Genomic DNA, 18,046 nt, shown 5'->3' on the forward strand with positions numbered 1-18,046 from the left:
TGCCGGCTGCCGAAGCACTCCTGCATCCGCGACACCAGAGTCCTGCCGTGCTCGCGTGCGGTCATCGGAGTGATCTCCTTGTAAGGAACTGCGCCGCCCCGGCCACACCACGCGGGGCGGCGCCGGCGGCTCTATGCCGAGGCGTCAGGCGCAGGTCTTCTGCGCCACCGCGCACACCTTGACCTCCGGGTACGTCGCCGGCGCCCGGTCGTCGAGCAGCGGTTGCGGCCGGCCGCGCAGGTGCAGGTCCAGGAAGGCCGCCACGTACGCGCGGGTGATCTCCGCCGACCGGGTGGCGGGCAGGGTGGCGCCGCTGTCCAGGCCCGCCTGCTCGCCGAGCAGCGCGGTGTCGGCGAACGAGGCGTGCTCGGCGCCGGCGACCACGAGCCAGCGCTTCCACCCGGTCAGGCGCTGCCAGGCCGTCTCCCACGAGGCGGCGTCCGGGGTGCCCGGGGTGCGCGTGGTCTGCGTGCCGAGGAAGAGGAAGGGCCTGCCCAGCCCGCCGGCCGGCACGGGTACGACGGCCAGGCCGTCGATGTTCATCCCCGCCTTGATCCTGCGGTCCTTGAGCAGGGCGGCCACCGCACTCGCCCCGCCGGCCGAGTGCCCGACCATGGCGATCCTGGCCGGGTCCACGAGCCGCTTCCACCGGGATCCCGTGAGCTGGTCGATCACGAAGGACACGTCGGCGGCCCGGGCGGCGCCGACCTTGCCCCAGAACGCCGGGTCGTGCGGCTCGATCCGGCAGGCCGTACACGTGACCACGCGCCCGTCGGGGAAGACGGTGGCGACGCTTTCGTGCGTGTGACTGATGGCGGCCACGACGTACCCCCTGCTCGCCAGGTCTTCGGCGAGGGCGGTGAGCGAGCTGCGCGACTTGCTGAAGCCGGGCGAAAGGACGACCAGAGGATGCGCGCGGCCCGCCGGTGGGGCGTCGGCGCCGGCGTAGGTGCGCGTCCGGGCGAGCAGGCCGGGCGAGGCACCGGTGACGCCCGCGTCCTTCAGCGTGAGCTCCGACTCTTTGACGCTCATGTACGGCGCCGGCCGCCCGCTCGGCTCCTTGGCCGGGTACCACAGCGAGACCATGAGCTGCCTGGTGGCGGCAGCCGGGTCCCACGGGTCGGGGCGCGAGGTGTCGGTGAGGTGGAGGGAGGCGGTGCCGACAGGCTGGGAGCCGGTCGGGGCCGGGAGTGAGAGCGTGATGTCGCGTGCGGCTTCGGGGGGTTCGGCGGGGGCGTTCGGCGAGGGGTTGCGTGACGGGCGATCCGTGGAGCCGGTCGCGGGAGCGGATGCCGGCGCGCAGGAGATCGTGCTGGTCGTGATCAGAAGTGCTGCCGCGATGGCCGTGCGACGCATGGGTCCGCCTTTCGGTGAGGTGCGCCTTTCGGTGAGGTGCGCCGACGACGCTAGGCGGGGGCGGTGCGGTGCCGCGTCGGCCGTCGTGCCGATATCCCCGGCGGGGTCGTCCTTGAGATGTAGTCACCCGGGCCGACGCCCTGCTTATGGGACATAAAGGACAATGCCCGGGTGGTAGCAATGTGGCTGGATCTCCTGGGCCCCGGCGAGCGGCGTCCCCGCCCGTCCAGGCGGGCGCTCGTGGCCGACCTGCTGGTCGCGCTCGTCCTGGCCGCGCTCGCGGTGACGGCGACCGTCTCCACCGAGAACAGCGGTCCCCATCCAGTCCCTCTGCGGCTGCAGCCCGTGACAGCGGCGCCTGCCGGGGACGCCCCGCAGGGCCCGCCCCCGCTGCTGGTGATCGCGACCGCCCTGCCGCTCGCGGCTCGGCGGACGTTCCCCCTCACCGCCTTCTGGACGGTGCTGCTCGCCGCGCTCGCCACCCATGACGACGCGACCTGGATCACCGTCCTGAGCTGCGCCGTCGCCGCCTACAGCGCCATGGCGTACGGCCGGCACCAGGCACTCGCGACGGCCGGGCTCGCCGTGGCCAGCGTGCTGGCAGGAGTGGCCTTCCACGACACCGTGGGCAGCCTGCCCGGCTGGCTGGGGCCGTTCACCGTGCTGCTGAGTGCCGGGGTCGTGGCCGGGTCGGTCCGGCTGTGGCGCCGCAGGGCGGAGGAGGCCCGCCGTGCCCAACAGGACGCCCGCCGTACCCAGCAGGAGGCCACGCGCCGGGCTGTCGAGCAGGAGCGCGCCCGGATCGCCCGCGAGCTCCACGACGTCGTCACCCACAATGTGAACGTGATGATCATCCAGGCCGGCGCCGCGCGCAAAGTCATGGACGCGGCGCCAGAACGCTCGAAGCAGGCCATGCTCGCCGTCGAGGCCGGCGGCCGGGCGGCCATGGCCGAACTGCGCCACGTCATGGGCCTGCTCGCCGGCCCGGGCGACGAGCAGGCGGCGGTCCCGGCCGACGGGCTGGCGCCACAGCCGGGCCTGGACCAGCTCGACTCGCTGATCGAGCGGGTGCGCGCCGCCGGGCTGCCGGTGCACGCGGACGTGGCGCAACCACCCGGCCCGCTGCCGCCGGGGGTCGAGCTGGCCGCGTACCGGGTGGTTCAGGAGGCGCTGACCAACACCATGAAGCACGCGAACGGCGCGGCGGCGTCGGTCGCGATCCGCTACCGCGGGGAGTGGATGGAGATCGAGATCGGCGACACCGGCGGAGCCCGCGCGGCGCGGGCCGGCGACGGGCAGGGCAGGGGGCTGGCCGGGCTGCGGGAACGCCTGACGATCTACGGCGGCACCCTGCGCACGGGCCCCTCGGGCGGCGACGGCTACACAGTGCTGGCCCGGCTGCCGTGGAGCACGGCGTGAGCGGCCCTCTGCGCGTGGTCGTCGCCGACGATCAGGCGCTGGTGCGCAGCGGGTTCGGGATGATCCTGGCCGCCGACGGCATCGAGGTGGTGGCCGAGGCCGCCAACGGCGTGCAGGCCGTGGCCGCCGTCCGGCGGACCGCCCCGGACGTGGTCCTCATGGACATCCGCATGCCCGAAATGGATGGAATCGAAGCCACCCGGCGAATCGCCGCGGCCAACCGCACCCGCGTCCTCATCCTGACCACCTACGACCTCGACCAGTACGTCTACGCCGCGCTGACCGCGGGAGCCAGCGGCTTCCTGCTGAAGGACGTCACCCCCGAGCACCTGGCCGCCGCGGTCCGGCTGGTGCGCGCGGGCGACGCGCTGCTCGCCCCGGCCATCACCCGCCGCCTGGTCGAGCGCTTCACCCGCCCCGGCGAGGCGATCCACCGCGACCTGTCCGACCTGACGCCCCGCGAACTGGAGGTGCTGCGCCTGATGGCCGCCGGACTGAGCAACGCCGAACTGGCCGACCGCCTGGTCCTCAGCCCGGCCACGGTGAAAACCCATGTCGCCCGCATCCTGTCCAAACTGGACCTCCGCGACCGGGTACAGGCAGTCGTCCTCGCCTACGACCTCGGCCTGGTCACCCCAGGCAGACCACCGGCCCAATAGTTCGCGGTGTCATGGATGCATGGAAGCTCAGCGGCCTCGCGACCACCGGCGATTCGTGCCGACAAAGAGGCGCTGGCCGCCTTCACCACCGCCCCGGCGATCGACTGGGACGAGGTACGGGCCGACCTGGACAGGTTGGTCGATGACGAGCTGCGCGACCCGATCGCCGGGACCGGTCTGTGATGGGCTGATCAGGAGCAGGTGTCAGGCGTCGCCGAGGCGGATGCAGGGGCCGTAGGTTTCCAGGAGGGCCGCGTTGTGGGTGTCGCCGCCCGGGGTGTTGGCCGAGCGGTAGACCGGGGGCGTGGCGCCGGCCTTCAGGTAGTGGCCGGTTACCTCGGCGACCAGGAGCTGGGCGGCCAGGATGCCAGTGAGGTTGGAGATCGGGCCGATGGCGTCCCCGCCGGGGAGGGGCAGGGCGGCGTCGCCGTACGGGGCGCCGTTGTCGATCACGACGTGGGCGAGGTCGGCGAGGCGCGGGGCGGGCACGCGGGTGGTGTGGGCGCGGGAGGTGATCGCGATGACGTGGTGGCCGCGGTCCACGGCCAGGCGGGCCATCTCCACGATGGCGGCGTTGCGGCCCGAGTTGGAGATGATGACGAAGACGTCCTCGGGGTGGATCGGGGCCAGGTCCCAGATGCGGGTGGCCAGGCCGGGGATGCGCTCGATCGTCGGGTCCAGGAGGTCGCTCACGGGGGTGTCGCCGTAGTAGGCGAGGTCGCGGATGCCCATCTGGTTGGCCGGGACCAGGCCGCCGGCCCTGCCGACGAGTTCCAGGGCGACCGAGCGGGAGTGGCCGGTGCCGTAAGCCTGGATCACGCCGCCCGCCCGCACCGCCTGGAAGATGAGGTGTCCGGCTTTTTCGATCGCTGTGCGTTCGTGGGTCAGGAGGCGGTCCACCGCGGCTCGGGCGATCTCGCCGTAGGCGTCCTGGTTCACGTTTCCTCCAGCAGTTCTCGTACGGCCTCGCCCAGCAGTTCGCCGCTTCCCGGGGCCACGGCGGCGACCAGGACCTCGTACTCGGCTCGTGCGTAGTCCTCGGCGGTCGGCAGGTAGCCGGGGTAGCCGTTCACGTAGCCGAGTACCGCGGTGGGGCGGGTCTGTCCGGACAGGATGCGGGCGGCGATCGCTTGGAACGGCTCGCCGGGGAGCCCGGCCAGGCCCAGGTCGCCGATGCGGGCCACCTGGACGGTTGCCTCGATGTCGCCGGTCGGCGCCCTGCGGGCCCTGGCGCCCTCCAGGCGGCTGCGGGCCAGGCGGTCGTCGGCGGGGGCGGCGTGGGTGACGTGGGGCCTTAGGGGGGTGGAGGGGGGCAGGGTTCGGCGGGCGGATGCGCAGGTGATGCGGCCGTTGGTCCATGCGGGGGTGCCCGGGGCGGCCAGGAGGTCCAGGCAGCGGTCGGCGACCAGGGCGCCGAGGCGGTCCAGTTCGGCGGGGTCCTGGGCGCGCCGGGTGTGGCGGGTGCTGATGTCCCCGGCGGCACCGGTGGCGACCGTGACCCAGGCGGAGCCGAGCCGGGCGCTCAGCGCTCGGCGTACGGCGCCGGGGAGGTCGGCGCTGACCCGCAGGTTGCCTGGAGGCAGGACGGTGGGGTGGACGGGCAGGACCACGACCACCCCGGCCAGGGCGCCGGCGTCGCGGATGGCGATCACGTCCAGGGGGACGGCCGGCGGGGCGTCCGGGCGGCTGCGGTCGGCGCCTACGTGGTGGAGGTCGCCGCGGTGGAGGGTGCCGCGGGCGGGGCGTTCGCCGTCCACAGCCCTGTGGACGGCGGTGCGGACGGCTTCGGCGATGCCCTTCAGCCAGGGTTCCGGGGTCCGGCCGCCGCCGGGGACGCAGCCGGTCTCCGGCCCGGCGTGGGTGTGGGTGGCGGCCAGCCACAGGTCGGCGTTCACCGCGCGCTGGGCGTGGGCGGCCAGGTCCTCGTTGACGCAGATCACGTCCGCGGTGGCGAGGGCGAAGCGGCGTTCGCCGTCGAACCAGGTCACGGCGCTGACCTGGAGAGGGTCGAGGACTCCCGCGGACGGTCCCGGGCGGTCGATGTAGCCGCCCATGGGGGTGCCGTCCGGGACGTGGAGGCCGGCGGTGCCGTACCCGACCTTCATGCCCGTGCCACCCGGGCCAGGGAGGCGTAGGGGCCGAGGTCCGGGGCGGCGGCTAGGCGGGCGGCGCCGGAGAGGCTGTCCCCGGGCGCCTGCTGGATGCGGGCCTGAGGGAGGCAGGACGCCACCGCCGCCTCGAAGGCGGTGCGCAGGCGGGAGTCGCGCAGCAGGCGGCCGGTCCAGGCCACGGGGACGTCGCCGGTGAAGTGGCGGGCGGCGGCGGTCACGGTGGCCGCCAGTTCCGTGGCCGCCGAGGTGACGATCTCGCGGGCGGCCGGGTCGTGGGCGGCCAGGTCCAGGACGCGGGGGGCGAAGCGGGCGATCCGGGCTACGGCGTCGGGGGCCAGGTAGAGGCGTTCCGGCAGGGTGGCGAGGTCGCCGAAGACCTCCCGGGCTCGCGTGGTGAGGGGGCCGGGTTCGGCACGGCCGTCGAAGCCCCGGTAGGCGGCGTCCAGGCCGTGCCGTCCGATCCAGTGGCCGCCTCCGGCGTCGCCGCAGAGATAGCCCCAGCCGTCAACCTGCACCGGCGGGCCGCCGGGCGGGATGCCGAGGGCGATGGCACCGGTTCCGGCGGCGAGCACGACTCCGGCACCCGATGGGCGGGTGCCGGACGGAGAGCTGTCTGAAGGGGAGGTGTCTGAAGGGGAGGTGTCTGAAGGGGAGGTGTGGTACGGGGAGGTGTCTGAAGGGGAGGTGCCGGACGGGAAGGCGCCCGCGTGGGAGGTGACGACGTCCGAGGTGAGGATCACGCGCCGGGCCGTCTTCAGCAGCCGTTCGATCAACGTGCCCGGGTCGTCCAGGACGGTGGTCAGGCCGAGGCAGATGGTGTCCACGCCCGAGGACGGGAGCTCCAGCCGGGACAGAACGGCGGAGACCGGCGAGCCCTCCGCGTACGACAGCCCGGCCGTCTCCCGAACCTCCAGCACCCGGCCCTCGGCGGCCAGTGCGAGCCGCAGGCCGGTCTGCCCGCCGTCGATCGCCACGTCCATACGACCTCACCTTAGTTACGGTCCAGTCCGAAATCTAGCCCTGCGGTACTCGGTGGGCGAGCAGCCCACATGCCTCCTGAACGCCCCGCGCAGCGCCTTGGCACTCGGATACCCGCTCCCCAGGGCGATCACGTCCACGGGCAGCGCCGAGGTCGTCAGCAGCCGCCGGGCGTGCGCCAGCCGCAACCCGGTCAGGTGACGCAGGAACGTCGTCCGCCGCTCCTCCGCGAACAGGTGCGCGATGTAGTACGGGCTCGCGCACACCGCCGCCGCCACGTCCGCCAGCCGCAGCCCGGGATTGGTGTAGTGCTCGGCCAGGTAGCGCTCGGCCAGCGTCAGGATGTCGCGGCGGGGCGCCGCCGGGATCAGCCTGCCCAGGATGTCCTTCAGCCAGATGTGCAGATAGGACCGCTCGTGGATGGCGCCCACGGTGACGAGGTCCGAGATCGGCAGCCGGGCGCCGGTCTCCACCCAGTCGGTCGAGCCGTCGGCCAGCCGTACCTGCCCCGCGACGTCCACCACGAACAGCAACTGCCCGATGAGCCAGTTGCGCAGGACCCCGGGGTCCGCGCCGGGTGCGCAGCGGTCCACCCAGCTCGCCAGCAGCCCGGCGGCCCCGTCGCGGTCGCCGGCCCGCACGCGGCGGGTGAGCTCCTGCTCGATGCGTACCGGCGGGGACGGCGGGTTGCCGGGCCGCGCGGGCAGGCGGATCACGCGGTCGCCGCCGAGGACGAGTTTGTAGTCGTTCGCCCGGCGGGCGGCCTGTTCCGCCTCGTGGGAACCGGTGCTGGGCGGGCCGATGCTGACGGTTGCGGTCCAGGCCGTTTCGCGGACGATCCGGGTCCGGACCTCCTCGGCGAGCGTCGTGGCGGCGGTCGTCAGCGTGTCGGGGTCGGCGCCGGTGAGCAGCACCAGCCACTCCTCCGGCGGCTCGGGGCGCCACGTGGCCCCCGCCCGCGTGGCCGCCGACGCCACCGCCCGCGTCGCCCGCCGCAGATGGCCCGCCGCCCAGGGCTGCCCCTGGGTCCGCGCGGTGGCGACGTAGTCATCGATGTCCACGAGAGCGGCCACGGCATAGGTCATGCCCCTACTTTAGGCGGACCGAAATTTGACCGTATTCACGAGCGTGCCCACGCCCTGGACGGTGGCCCGCATGGTGTCGCCGTCCGCGAGCGGGGCGATGCCGGCCACGGTCCCGGTCGCGATCAGGTCGCCGGGCATCAGCGTCATGCCGTCCGACAGGTCCGCGATGAGCCGCGGGATGCCGAAGACCATCTGCTTGGTGTTGGCCCGCTGCCGGACCTCGCCGTCCACCTCGAGCGTCAGATCCAGCGCCTGCGGCTCCGGCACCTCGTCCACTGTCGCCAGGTACGGCCCGGCCGGCGCGAACGTGTCGAAGCCCTTGGACTGGTCCCAGGGCACGTTCCTGGCGATGTTGGCCAGCTGGAGGTCGCGGGCGGTCATGTCGTTGATCACCGTGTACCCGGCGACCGCCTCCCGCCAGCGATCCTCGGGCAGGTCCCGGGTGCGCCGGCCGATGACGACGGCCAGCTCCACCTCGTGCTCCAGGTGCCGGGTGCGGGCGGGTGCGATCACCGGCCGGTTGTGCCCGGTCAGCGCGGAGGGCGGCTTCAGGAACAGCACCGGCTCCGGCGGCACCTCCATCCCGCTCTCCTCGGCGTGCGCGACGTAGTTGAGCGCGAGGCAGCAGATCTTCGTGCACGTGGCCACCGGAGGCTCGAACAGCACTTCGGCCTCCTCCAGAACGGGCCGGCGCCGGGCGACCTCCTCGGTGAGGCGGTCGAGGCCGTGGGAGTCCAGGAGCGCGACGGGGTCGTCGGTGCCGAGGTCGGCGAGGCTGACCAGGGCGCCGTCGCGCCGGGCCACGAGTTCGACGGGGGCGGAGGGGCCGCGCCGGATGCGTCCAAGGAACATGCCGCCCACCCCATCAAGGCCACCACGCGCCCACAAGCACCGAAATTTGCGGTGACGACCCACTTCTTGCCCTCTTGCTTGAGCTCGGCGGATCCGCCGCCCTTTGATGGTCGGCATGAGCCGCACCCTGGACGCCAGCCGCGACCTCTACGCCACCGCCCGGCGCTACATCGCCGGTGGAGTCTCCAGCGACGCCCGCCGTACCACCGGAGTGCCCCTCTACGTCGAGCGCGCCGCAGGCGCGCGTCTGTGGGACGTGGACGGCAACGAGTACGTCGACTACGTCCTCGGCCAGGGCCCCGCCGTGCTGGGCCACTGCCCGCCCGAGGTGGTCGAGGCGGTCAGCGCCCAGGTCGCCCGCGGCATCGTCTACTCCGCCCAGCACGCCGCCGAGGTACGCGTGGCCGAGCGGCTGTGCGCGATGGTCCCCTCGGCCGAACGCGTGCGCTTCAACACCGTCGGCTCCGAGGCCGCGCACGCCGCCTGGCGCCTGGCCCGCGGCCACACGGGCCGTCCCAAGATCCTCAAGTTCGAGGGGCACTACCACGGCTGGCTGGACCCCGTCCTCTACAGCGTCCACCCCGCGCTGGACCTCGCCGGACCACACGCCGCGCCCGTCCCCGTCCCCGGTACGGCGGGCCAGCCGCCGGCCGGCGACCTGGTCATCGCCCCCTGGAACGACCCCGGCGCCCTGGCCCGGATCATGGACGAGCACGCCGGCCAGATCGCCGCGGTCGTCTGCGAGCCGGTGCTCTGCAACACCGGGGCCATCGAGCCGGAACCCGGCTACCTGGCGGCCGTCCGTGACCTGTGCGACCGCCACGGCAGCCTGCTGATCTTCGACGAGATCATCACCGGCTTCCGCCTGGCTCCCGGCGGCGCCCAGGAGTACCTGGGTGTCACCCCCGACCTGTCGGTGTTCGGCAAGGCGATGGCAGGCGGCATGCAGGTCTCCGCCCTGGCCGGGCGCGCGGCGGTCATGGACACGATCTCCGCGGGCAGGGTGGCCCACGCCGGCACGTTCAACTCCCAGCCCGTCGGCATCGCCGCCGCGGAGGCCACGCTGCGCATCCTGGACGAGCGCCGCGAGGAGGTGTACGGCACCCTGTTCGCCCGGGGCCGGGCCCTGATGGCGGGCATCCGCGAGGAGGCGGCGAAGGCCGGAGTCCCGCTGCTGGTGGACGGCCCGGGCCCGGTCTTCCAGACCTACTTCACCGGCGCCACGGCGGTCAGGGACTACCGCGACTTCGCCCGCACCGACCGCGCCCGGATGGCCCTCCTACACGCGGCGCTCCTCGAGCGGGGCGTCAACATGGTCCCCAGGGGCCTGTGGTTCCTGTCCACCGCCCACACCGCGGCCGACCTCGGCCGCACCCTCACCGCCTTCGGCGACGCGCTGCGGTCGCTTCCGCTCGGTTGAGATGACCAGCGCCACGCCGACCAGGATGATCAGCCCGCCGATCATGATCTGCGACGTGATCGCCTCGCCCAGCACGAGCGCGCCCAGCGCCACCGCCACGGCGGGGTTGACGTAGGCGTAGGTGGCCACCAGCGAGATCGGCGCGTTGCCCAGCAGCCACGAGAACGCGGTGAACCCGACCAGCGAGCCGACCAGGATCAGGTAGGCCAGCGCCACCCACGAACGCGGCGTGACCGCGGCCAGGTCCAGCCGCTCGCCCAGCCCGGTGCCGAGCAGCGCCAGCCCGATCCCGCCCACGAGCATCTCCACGGCCGCGGTGGCGAGCGCGTTGGCCGGCATGGCGATCCGCCCGGCGAGGAACGACCCGATCGCCCAGGAGACCGAGGCCAGCAGCACGATCACGATGCCGGTCGCGGAGGCGCCCTGGGCACCGGTCAGCGAGAGCGCCGCCACGCCGCCGAGCCCGACGAGCACGCCGGCGAGGGTGAGCGCCTTGGGCCGGTCGCGCACCAGGAACCGGAAGACCACCAGCCACAGCGGCACGGAGGCGACCAGCAGCGCGGCCAGGCCGGTCGAGATGGTCTGCTCGGCCACGGCCAGCATGCCGTTGCCCAGGGTGAGCAGCAGCAGCCCGGCGACGGCGGCCCCGAGGAACTCGCGGCGGCTCATCCTGAACGCCCGCTTGCCGTGGCGCAGCAGCAGGAACCCGCCCAGCAGCACGGCCGCGACGGTGAACCGCATGGCCCCGCTCAGCATGGGCGGCAGCGACTCCACGGCGACGCCGATGCCCAGATAGGTGGAACCCCAGACGACGTAGACGATCGCGAGGGCGCCCCACACCAGCAGCGAAGCGCGGCGGTCAGTGGCGTTTGCTCCCATGGGTCATGACAATAGCGGCGGCGACCGACATTTTGTGCGTTGGCGGGATTTTAGCGATAGGAGGCTTTCGTGCCACTCGTTGGGGCGGCCATCCGGGCGACAGGATCGGGGCCAGAGCCGCCCTAGGAGGAGAAGCCCACATGTCCGCCGTCACCAGCATCGCCCCCGCCGGCAACGCCGCCGCCCTCGCCCACTTCGCCGCCCGCCTCGCCTTCGAGACCGACGTCTCCGATGTGGCCGCCGACCTCCAGGACGGCGTCCCCGGCCTGGTGGTGATCGACTCCCGCAGCAAGGAGAGCTGGGACCAGGGCCACGTCGACGGCGCCGTCCACCTGCCCACCGGCGAGATCGCCGCCCGGGCCGAGAGCCTCGTCCCCAAGGACACGGTGGTGGTGACCTACTGCTGGGGCCCCGGCTGCAACGGCGCCACCCGGGCCGCCCTGGAGTTCGCCAAGCTCGGCTACGCGGTCAAGGAGATGATCGGCGGCTTCGAGTACTGGGCCAGGGAGGGCTTCCCGGTGGCCACCTCGGCCGGAGTCACCCGCCACCCGATCGACAAGCTGACCGCGCCGGTCTCGGGGATCGCCTGCGCGTGTTAAGGACGAGCGGCGGGGGTTGGTGCCCCCGTCCGAATCCCGTCGATCGGGGGCGAGGGGAACATACCCCACCTCCCCGGTCGTCAATCCCGGTCCAGCCGCCCAACAAGCGCCGTAACGGCGGGGACCACGTCCGACGTGAGAAGCGATCCCCCCGATCGGCGCCCGCCGGCGTCGGCGGGTGGTGGGGGCGGTGGCCTGCCGTAATGGCGGAGTGACATTACGTGCAGGAACCACCGCACCCCCCGAAACAACACCCCCATCGAAGAGAAGAGTGGGGGTCCGCCGTCCGCATCATGGGGGAAGGGGGGACGGCGGACCGTTCAGCGGGGACCGAGCTTCTCCACGATCAGCCGATACAGCTGGCGGGGACGGCCAGGCTGTGGAGTGCGGTTGGGCGGAAGCGGCCACGCGAGCCCCTCGTCAACCAACGTGCGCAGCAACCGCCGGGCGGTACGCGGCGTGACTCCGAGCATGCGCCCGGCCCCCTCCGCGTCCACCACCGTGTCTCCGCCCTCCAGCTTGGCCGCCAGCCGCGCCAGAACCTCCACGCCCTTGGGTTTGAGCGTGGTGGATCCCTGCGGCGGCATCCTGGGCGCGGGGATGAGCGCGCGGCCCTCGCGGTCCACGGCGAATCCCTGTGCCTGCTTGCCCGCCTGCGTGCGCGCCAGGGCGGCCCTGGCGTGCGACTCGGCGTCGTGCGTGGTGCGCCCCATCCCGACGCCCACCTCTACCGCCAGCCCCAGCTCCTCGCGGATCCTGGAGGCGAACGGCAGCACCCTGAACCCGTCCGTCGCGGCCGTGATCGAGCCTCTGGTCGCGGTGACCAGGTAGGCGTGATCGTCGATCGGCCACACGGTGGCGTTGATCCGGTTGGCTTCCTGGACCAGCAGCCGGTGCAGAGACAGGCGTAGTTCGTCGCGCCAATAGCGGGGTGCCGCGCGCCGCACGGGTTCGCGCAGCGTAGGCACCTCCACCAGCACCACCGTTAGTTGTGACTCCTCCAGCCGGTGGTGCGCGCCGAGGAGTGCGGCCGTGTGCAGCGCGGTGCGCACGGCTCCTGAGGTCGGCCTGATCCTGATGACCGGGACGCCCGCTGTCTGCAGGCGTTCGGCCACCGAGGGCAGGCAGGTCAGGGCGCCTGTGCTGGCACCCTGGCGCAGTAGGCGCTCGTGGTAGGCCGCGATCGTCCCGGTGGCCCCGGGCTCGTCGCGGCTGTGCACATCCGTGGCCGGAATACCCAAATCGGTATAGGCCTCTTCAACCTCGGCCCGTGAGACCACGTCGATGCTGACCCGCTTGGGGTCGATCCGAGTGTCCAGCGCCGCCTTCGCCAGTGCCGCGACCAACGCGCTGCCGCCCAGTTGTACGTAGGTCGCCGGCATGGTCAGCACGCCTGATCGCCGGGCCAGGTCGTAAGGGACCGGGCTGGCGAACAGGCACGCGTCCACACCGGGACCCAGCCGTGTCACCTTGTCAGGCGCCTCCTGCTCATCTCTGTAGGCGGCGGCCACCAAGCGGCACGGCAAGGGCGCAGCTGCATGACCCATCAGCATGACCCGCTCGACCAGATCGTGCGGGCCGACCACGCCAATGGTCAGATCCGGTGTCATGGCGCCCGGGCGTGACACTCGGGGAGTTTCTTCGGCCCTCTCGACCAATGTTCGTCCCATCCTGCCGTCCGTTGCAGTGCTCTCTTTTGGAACGATCGCTCGCGGGGGCCGTAATGTCACGCCCGACTTTTCCGGAAAGCCGTTCTGGTTGACCGCCCGGGGCGCTGTTTCAGCAGCTCATAGCGTATTTCACAGGCTATTTCAGCGTCCTGAAATCTCTCGCGTAATGTCCGCTCCCAGGGCCCGCATTCGCTCGGCGAGATGGGCGTGACCCCGGTCGATGAGGTATCCGGACTCGATGACCGTCTCGCCCTTTGCGGCCAGGCCCGCAAGTACCAGAGCGATGCCGGAACGCAGGTCGTGCGCCGTCACGTGGGCCCCGCTGAGCGGGGTGGCGCCGCGCACGATGGCCCGGCTGCCCTCGACCTCGACGTCGGCCCCCATCTTGTTGAGCTCGCCGGCCAGCGCGAAGCGGCCGTCGAAGATGCGCTCGTGGATGTAGCTCACGCCGTCGGCCAGGCAGGCCACGGTCATCATCGGCGACTGCAGGTCGGTGGCGAAGCCCGGGTACGTGTCGGTGATGATGTTGATGGGCCGCAGCGGCTGCCGGTCGCAGCGCACGTGCAGCACGGCGCCCTGCTTGGCGAACTCGACGCCCATCTGCTCCAGCTTGTAGCGGACGACGCCCAGGTCGAGGCCGGTGCCGACGAGGCTGAGCTCACCGCCGGTGAGCGCGGCCGCCATGGCGAAGACGCCCGCGTCGAGCCGGTCGGGCATGACCGTGTGCTCGACGGCGTGCAGGTGCTCGACGCCCTCGACGGTGATGAAGCCGGTGCCGCCGCCGCGGATCTTCGCGCCCATCTTGGTGAGCATGTCGATGACGTCGAGCACCTCGGGCTCCAGCGCCGCGTTCTCGATCACGGTGACGCCCTTGGCCAGGGCGGCGGCCATGATGAGGTTCTCGGTGCCGGTGTGCGAGGGCGTGTCGAGGTACAGCGTGGCGCCGGCCAGGCCGGAGGCTTTGACGTGGATGACGGTCTCGCCCTCGTCCACGATGGCGCCCAGGCGCTTGTAGCCCAGGTAGTGGAAGTCGAGGTTGCGGCTGCCCAGGTTGCAGCCGCCGACGCCCTCGACGATGGCCTCGCCCAGCCGGTGGAGGAGGGCGGGGGTGAACAGCACCGAGCCGCGGAAGCGCCGGGCGATCTCGGCGGGCAGCACCGGGCTGGTGAGCCGGGAGGCGTCGATGACCAGGGTGCGCTCGGCCTCGTGCAGCTCGACGTAGGCGCCGATGGCCTGCGCGAGCTCGACGGCCCGCCGTACGTCCTCGATGATCGGGACGTTGCGCAGGACCGTGCGGCCCTTGGAGGCGAGAAGGGCCGCACCGATCATCGGCAGCACGGCGTTCTTCGCGCCCTGGATGAAGGCGGTTCCACGCAAAGCGTTGCCACCGCGCACGCGGTATCGGACCATCCGTGCGGCTCCTCGGAAGTTATCGGTCGGGCTCGAACGGGCCAACAGTAGCCGCTAACCACGCGTGCCCCGGCCGAATCACCCGCTAAAAGGCGTACCAGTGAGCCGCTCGTATGCCTCGAGATAACGCGCTCTGGTTCGATTGACGACTTCCTCCGGAAGTGGTGGGGGCGGGTTTCCTGAGGATTTGTCCCAACTCGAATCGGGTGACGTTAGCCAATCTCGGACATACTGCTTGTCAAAGGATGGTTGAGGTCTGCCTGGCTGCCATTCTGCGGCCGGCCAAAAACGGGAAGAGTCGGGAGTCAGGACTTCGTCGGCCAGCGTCAGTTCGCCGTCGGCGTCCCAGCCGAGTTCGATCTTGGTGTCGGCCAGGATGATGCCGCGCTCGCGGGCGATCTCCGCGCCTCGGGTGTAGACGGCCAGCGTGATCCGGCGGAGTTCCTCGGCGGTCTCCCGGCCGACCTCCTCGACGACCTGGTCGAAGGTGATCGGCTCGTCGTGCTCGCCGACCGGCGCCTTGGTCGTGGGCGTGAAGATCGGCTCGGGCAGCCGGTCGCCGTCCACCAGGCCGGGCGGCAGCCGTACGCCGGAGACCGCGCCCGTGCGCTGGTAGTCGAGCAGGCCCGCGCCGGTGAGGTAGCCGCGCGCCACGCACTCGACCGGCACCATCCGCAGCGACTTGCACACCACGCTGCGGGTGTTGGGGCCGTGGCTCACCACATGGTGCGGGACGACGTCCTTGAGCTGGTCGAACCACCACAGCGACAGCTGGGTCAGGATCGCGCCCTTGTCCGGGATCTCGGATTCGAGGATGTAGTCGAAGGCCGAGATGCGGTCGGAGGCGACCATCATCAGCATGCCCTCGTCGGTGAGGTAGAGGTCGCGTACCTTGCCGGAGTGAACGTGCTTCATCGGGCGATGTCCGTCCTGTAGTGGGAGCCGCGCAGCTTCACGCGGGCGACCAGGTCGTAGGCGTTGGCCCTGGCCGTGGCCTGGTCGGGGCCGGTGCCGACCACGCTGAGCACCCGGCCGCCGTCGGAGACCACCCGCCCGTCCACGAGCGTGGTCCCGGCGTGGATCACGTAGGCGTTCTCCGTCGGCTCCAGGCCGGTGATCACATCGCCCTTGACCGGCGTGTCCGGGTAGTTCTCCGCGGCGATCACCACGGTCACCGCCGCGCCCTCGCGCCATTCGAGCTCGCCGTGCAGCGTCCCGTTCGCGCAGCTCAGCAGCAGCCCCGCCAGCGGCGTGGCCAGCCGGTCGAGCAGCACCTGGGTCTCGGGGTCGCCGAAGCGCGCGTTGAACTCGATGACCTTCGGCCCCTTGCTCGTCAGCGCCAGCCCGACGTAGAGCACTCCCTGGTACGGCAGGCCGCGCCGGCCGAGTTCGGCGATCGTCGGCTGGACCACCTCGCGCATGACCTGGTCGGCCAGGTCGTCCGGCGCCCAGGGCAGCGGCGTGTAGGCGCCCATGCCGCCGGTGTTGGGGCCCTCGTCGCCGTCGTAGGCGCGCTTGAAGTCCTGGGCGGGCCGCAGCGCGACCGCGCTCGTCCCGTCGCACAGCGCGAACAGCGAGACCTCGGGCCCGTCGAGGTACTCCTCGATCACCACGCGCTCGCAGGAGGCCGCGTGCGCCAGCGCCGTCTCCAGCGAGCCGGTCACCACCACGCCCTTGCCCGCGGCCAGCCCGTCGTCCTTGACCACGTAGGGGGCGCCGAACTCGGCCAGCGCGGCCGCGGCCTCCTCGGGGGTGGCGCACGTGCGCGACCGGGCGGTGGGCACCCCGGCGGCGGCCATGATCTCCTTGGCGAAGGCTTTGGAGCCTTCGAGCATCGCGGCCTCGCCCGACGGGCCGAAGACCGGTATTCCGGCGGCCCTTATCGCGTCGGCCACGCCGGCCACCAGCGGCGCCTCGGGCCCGATCACGACCAGCTCGGCGCCCAGGGCGCGGGCCAGCTCGGTGACGGCGGCGGGATCGGTCGCGACGACGGGGTGGGTCGTGGCGATCTCCCGGATGCCCGCGTTGCCGGGGGCGCAGTGGAGTTCGCTGACCTGGGGATCAAGGCTGAGGGCGCGGCACAGGGCGTGCTCGCGCCCGCCGGAGCCGATGACTAGAACGCGCACCCCGCCATTGTCCCAGGCCCGCCGGGCCTTGACCGCGCTGGGCGGTTCCTGGGGGTGCGCATGGTGAACTTTTGTGGAGTTCTGCCGGTTCTCGTGGCTGGTTGGCGAGTATCGTCAGCTGGGTTGACCCCTGTGTGGTAAGTTAGGGCGGCTTTGCGGCGTCTCTTGTGATTGGAGGTGGTCCGGGATGAAACCTGGTGATCCCAGCAGTACGTGCTCACACACGTACGCCGTACATACCCTCGACCACTCCAATCCGGCAGCCTGATCGTGCCTCCACGCCTTCTTTGATTGAGGTGACACTTCACTGCGCGTGGACCGGCCCAGGTCGGGCGGAAAGGGACTGCCATGCGCTCGTCCACCCTTTTCCGTCGCATCAACCGCCACCCCGCCGTGCCCCCGCACTCCGCGCGCCAGCTTCCTAAGCCCGTGCGCCAGGACTGCGTGGCGCCGGTGGACTCCCTCGTCGAGTACGGCGCCTACATAGGGGGCAAGAAGGTCGCCGCCCCCGGCATCGTCGAATCCCTCGAGCTGGTTCGCGAGCACAACAAGACCGATGCCAACGCGTTCGTCTGGGTCGGCCTGCACGAGCCCGAGGCCCCCGAGGTCGAGTGGCTGGCCGAGGTCTTCGGCCTGCACCCGCTGGCCGTCGAGGACGCCGTCAAGGCGCACCAGCGGCCCAAGGTGGAGCGCTACGGCGACACGCTGTTCCTGGTGCTCAAGACCATCGCCTACCTGGACCACGACGAGCTGACCGCCACCAGCGAGATCATCGCCACCGGCGAGATCATGGTCTTCCTCGGCGCGGACTTCGTGGTGACCGTACGGCACGGCGAGCACTGCCCGCTGACCGAGGTGCGCGAGAAGCTGGAGGACCGCCCCGACCTCATGGAGCGGGGCCCGGCCGGAGTCGTGCACGCCATCTCCGACTACGTCGTGGACCGCTACCTTCAGGTCGCCGACCTCATGCACCTGGAGCTGGAAGAGGTCGAGGCCGCCGTCTTCGCCGACGTCAGCTCCCGCGACATCAACCGGATCTACCAGCTCAAGCGGGAGATGCTGGAGATGAAGCGGGCGGTCACCCCGCTGCAGGCGCCCATGGCGGCGCTGCCCCAGCGGCGGGTGATCCCCTCGGAGATGCGTGAGTACTTCCGCGACGTCAGCGACCACCTCGCCCGCGTGTGCGAGCAGGTGGAGTCCTCCAACGAACTGGCCAACTCCATCCTCCAGGCCGCCCTCGCGCGCTCCAACACCCTCGCCAACGAGGACATGCGCAAGATCTCCTCGTGGGTGGCCATCCTGACCGTCCCCACGATGATCGCGGGGATCTACGGCATGAACTTCGACTTCCTGCCGGGTTCCGACCAGGTCTGGGGCTACCCCGCCATCGTGACCCTCATGCTCGTGGCCTGCACGTTGCTCTGGCGCGGCTTCCGCCGCAACGGCTGGCTCTAGACTCCGGGCGCTCCAGCCGCCTTGAGC

At 72.0% G+C, this 18,046-nt stretch carries 16 protein-coding genes and 1 pseudogene; 6 read left to right on the forward strand and 11 right to left on the reverse strand.

Annotated elements, in window-relative coordinates; all coding sequences use genetic code 11:
- Nucleotides 1–144: 144 nt before the first annotated feature.
- Nucleotides 145–1,356 carry an alpha/beta hydrolase family protein gene (locus tag FVE25_RS20570; protein WP_157248631.1) on the reverse strand — a complete coding sequence of 404 codons (1,212 nt, stop codon included), beginning with the start codon at nucleotides 1,354–1,356 and terminating at the stop codon, nucleotides 145–147.
- Between the two features lie 180 nt (nucleotides 1,357–1,536).
- Between FVE25_RS20570 and FVE25_RS20575 the strand changes: the two genes are divergently transcribed.
- The 3 genes from FVE25_RS20575 to FVE25_RS20585 are packed head-to-tail and all read left to right on the forward strand — an operon-like array spanning nucleotide 1,537 to nucleotide 3,617.
- On the forward strand, nucleotides 1,537–2,775 hold the full coding sequence (locus FVE25_RS20575) for a sensor histidine kinase (RefSeq protein ID WP_246267231.1): 1,239 nt from the start codon (nucleotides 1,537–1,539) through the stop codon (nucleotides 2,773–2,775).
- A complete protein-coding gene (locus FVE25_RS20580) occupies nucleotides 2,772–3,434 on the forward strand; it encodes a response regulator (protein ID WP_219825582.1) in 663 nt (220 codons plus the stop codon). Before FVE25_RS20575 ends, FVE25_RS20580 begins: the two co-directional genes overlap by 4 nt.
- A 15-nt stretch (nucleotides 3,435–3,449) precedes the next feature.
- The gene (locus tag FVE25_RS20585; protein ID WP_157248633.1) at nucleotides 3,450–3,617 is read left to right on the forward strand and encodes a hypothetical protein; all 168 of its coding nucleotides are present in this window, start codon (nucleotides 3,450–3,452) and stop codon (nucleotides 3,615–3,617) included.
- Nucleotides 3,618–3,638: 21 nt separating this feature from the next.
- Here the strand turns inward: FVE25_RS20585 and FVE25_RS20590 are convergent, their stop codons facing one another.
- Genes FVE25_RS20590 through FVE25_RS20610 form a run of 5 tightly spaced genes read right to left on the reverse strand, consistent with a single transcriptional unit; the run spans nucleotide 3,639 to nucleotide 8,460 of the window.
- On the reverse strand, nucleotides 3,639–4,373 hold the full coding sequence (locus FVE25_RS20590; protein WP_157248634.1) for a sugar isomerase domain-containing protein: 735 nt from the start codon (nucleotides 4,371–4,373) through the stop codon (nucleotides 3,639–3,641).
- On the reverse strand, nucleotides 4,370–5,539 hold the full coding sequence (locus FVE25_RS56330; protein ID WP_157248635.1) for a hypothetical protein: 1,170 nt from the start codon (nucleotides 5,537–5,539) through the stop codon (nucleotides 4,370–4,372). The genes FVE25_RS20590 and FVE25_RS56330 overlap by 4 nt, the downstream gene beginning before the upstream one ends.
- Nucleotides 5,536–6,525: a BadF/BadG/BcrA/BcrD ATPase family protein gene (locus FVE25_RS20600; RefSeq protein WP_157248636.1), complete on the reverse strand. Its 990-nt coding sequence runs from the start codon at nucleotides 6,523–6,525 to the stop codon at nucleotides 5,536–5,538. The genes FVE25_RS56330 and FVE25_RS20600 overlap by 4 nt, the downstream gene beginning before the upstream one ends.
- A 15-nt stretch (nucleotides 6,526–6,540) precedes the next feature.
- The gene (locus FVE25_RS20605; RefSeq protein ID WP_157248637.1) at nucleotides 6,541–7,608 is read right to left on the reverse strand and encodes a helix-turn-helix transcriptional regulator; all 1,068 of its coding nucleotides are present in this window, start codon (nucleotides 7,606–7,608) and stop codon (nucleotides 6,541–6,543) included.
- Between the two features lie 9 nt (nucleotides 7,609–7,617).
- Nucleotides 7,618–8,460 carry a fumarylacetoacetate hydrolase family protein gene (locus FVE25_RS20610; RefSeq protein WP_219825583.1) on the reverse strand — a complete coding sequence of 281 codons (843 nt, stop codon included), beginning with the start codon at nucleotides 8,458–8,460 and terminating at the stop codon, nucleotides 7,618–7,620.
- Nucleotides 8,461–8,575: 115 nt separating this feature from the next.
- Between FVE25_RS20610 and FVE25_RS55275 the strand changes: the two are divergent.
- A pseudogene (locus tag FVE25_RS55275) lies at nucleotides 8,576–9,676 on the forward strand (aspartate aminotransferase family protein); the annotation flags it as partial.
- A 63-nt stretch (nucleotides 9,677–9,739) separates the two neighbouring features.
- Here the strand turns inward: FVE25_RS55275 and FVE25_RS20620 are convergent.
- Nucleotides 9,740–10,759 (reverse strand): EamA family transporter, encoded by a 1,020-nt coding sequence (locus FVE25_RS20620; protein ID WP_157248638.1) that lies wholly within the window; start codon nucleotides 10,757–10,759, stop codon nucleotides 9,740–9,742.
- Between the two features lie 140 nt (nucleotides 10,760–10,899).
- Between FVE25_RS20620 and FVE25_RS20625 the strand changes: the two genes are divergently transcribed.
- Nucleotides 10,900–11,358, forward strand: coding sequence for a rhodanese-like domain-containing protein (locus FVE25_RS20625; protein WP_157248639.1), 459 nt, complete (start codon nucleotides 10,900–10,902; stop codon nucleotides 11,356–11,358).
- Nucleotides 11,359–11,678: 320 nt separating this feature from the next.
- On the opposite strand, the gene FVE25_RS20630 is transcribed toward FVE25_RS20625, so the two are convergent.
- From FVE25_RS20630 to purD, 4 genes are all read right to left on the reverse strand, one after another.
- On the reverse strand, nucleotides 11,679–12,968 hold the full coding sequence (locus tag FVE25_RS20630) for a transcriptional regulator (protein WP_181019653.1): 1,290 nt from the start codon (nucleotides 12,966–12,968) through the stop codon (nucleotides 11,679–11,681).
- A gap of 201 nt (nucleotides 12,969–13,169) precedes the next feature.
- Complete coding sequence (murA, locus tag FVE25_RS20635) at nucleotides 13,170–14,438, reverse strand: UDP-N-acetylglucosamine 1-carboxyvinyltransferase (protein ID WP_157248640.1); 1,269 nt, start codon at nucleotides 14,436–14,438, stop codon at nucleotides 13,170–13,172.
- Nucleotides 14,439–14,516: 78 nt separating this feature from the next.
- Nucleotides 14,517–15,353 carry a phosphoribosylaminoimidazolesuccinocarboxamide synthase gene (locus FVE25_RS20640; RefSeq protein ID WP_157248641.1) on the reverse strand — a complete coding sequence of 279 codons (837 nt, stop codon included), beginning with the start codon at nucleotides 15,351–15,353 and terminating at the stop codon, nucleotides 14,517–14,519.
- Nucleotides 15,350–16,564 (reverse strand): phosphoribosylamine--glycine ligase, encoded by a 1,215-nt coding sequence (gene purD, locus FVE25_RS20645; protein WP_157248642.1) that lies wholly within the window; start codon nucleotides 16,562–16,564, stop codon nucleotides 15,350–15,352. The genes FVE25_RS20640 and purD overlap by 4 nt, the downstream gene beginning before the upstream one ends.
- A gap of 429 nt (nucleotides 16,565–16,993) precedes the next feature.
- On the opposite strand from purD, the gene FVE25_RS20650 reads away from it, so the two are divergent.
- On the forward strand, nucleotides 16,994–18,019 hold the full coding sequence (locus FVE25_RS20650) for a magnesium and cobalt transport protein CorA (protein ID WP_246267232.1): 1,026 nt from the start codon (nucleotides 16,994–16,996) through the stop codon (nucleotides 18,017–18,019).
- Nucleotides 18,020–18,046: the final 27 nt, after the last annotated feature.

The organism is Nonomuraea typhae, assembly GCF_009760925.1.
In the GTDB taxonomy this organism is placed as follows: domain Bacteria; phylum Actinomycetota; class Actinomycetes; order Streptosporangiales; family Streptosporangiaceae; genus Nonomuraea; species Nonomuraea typhae.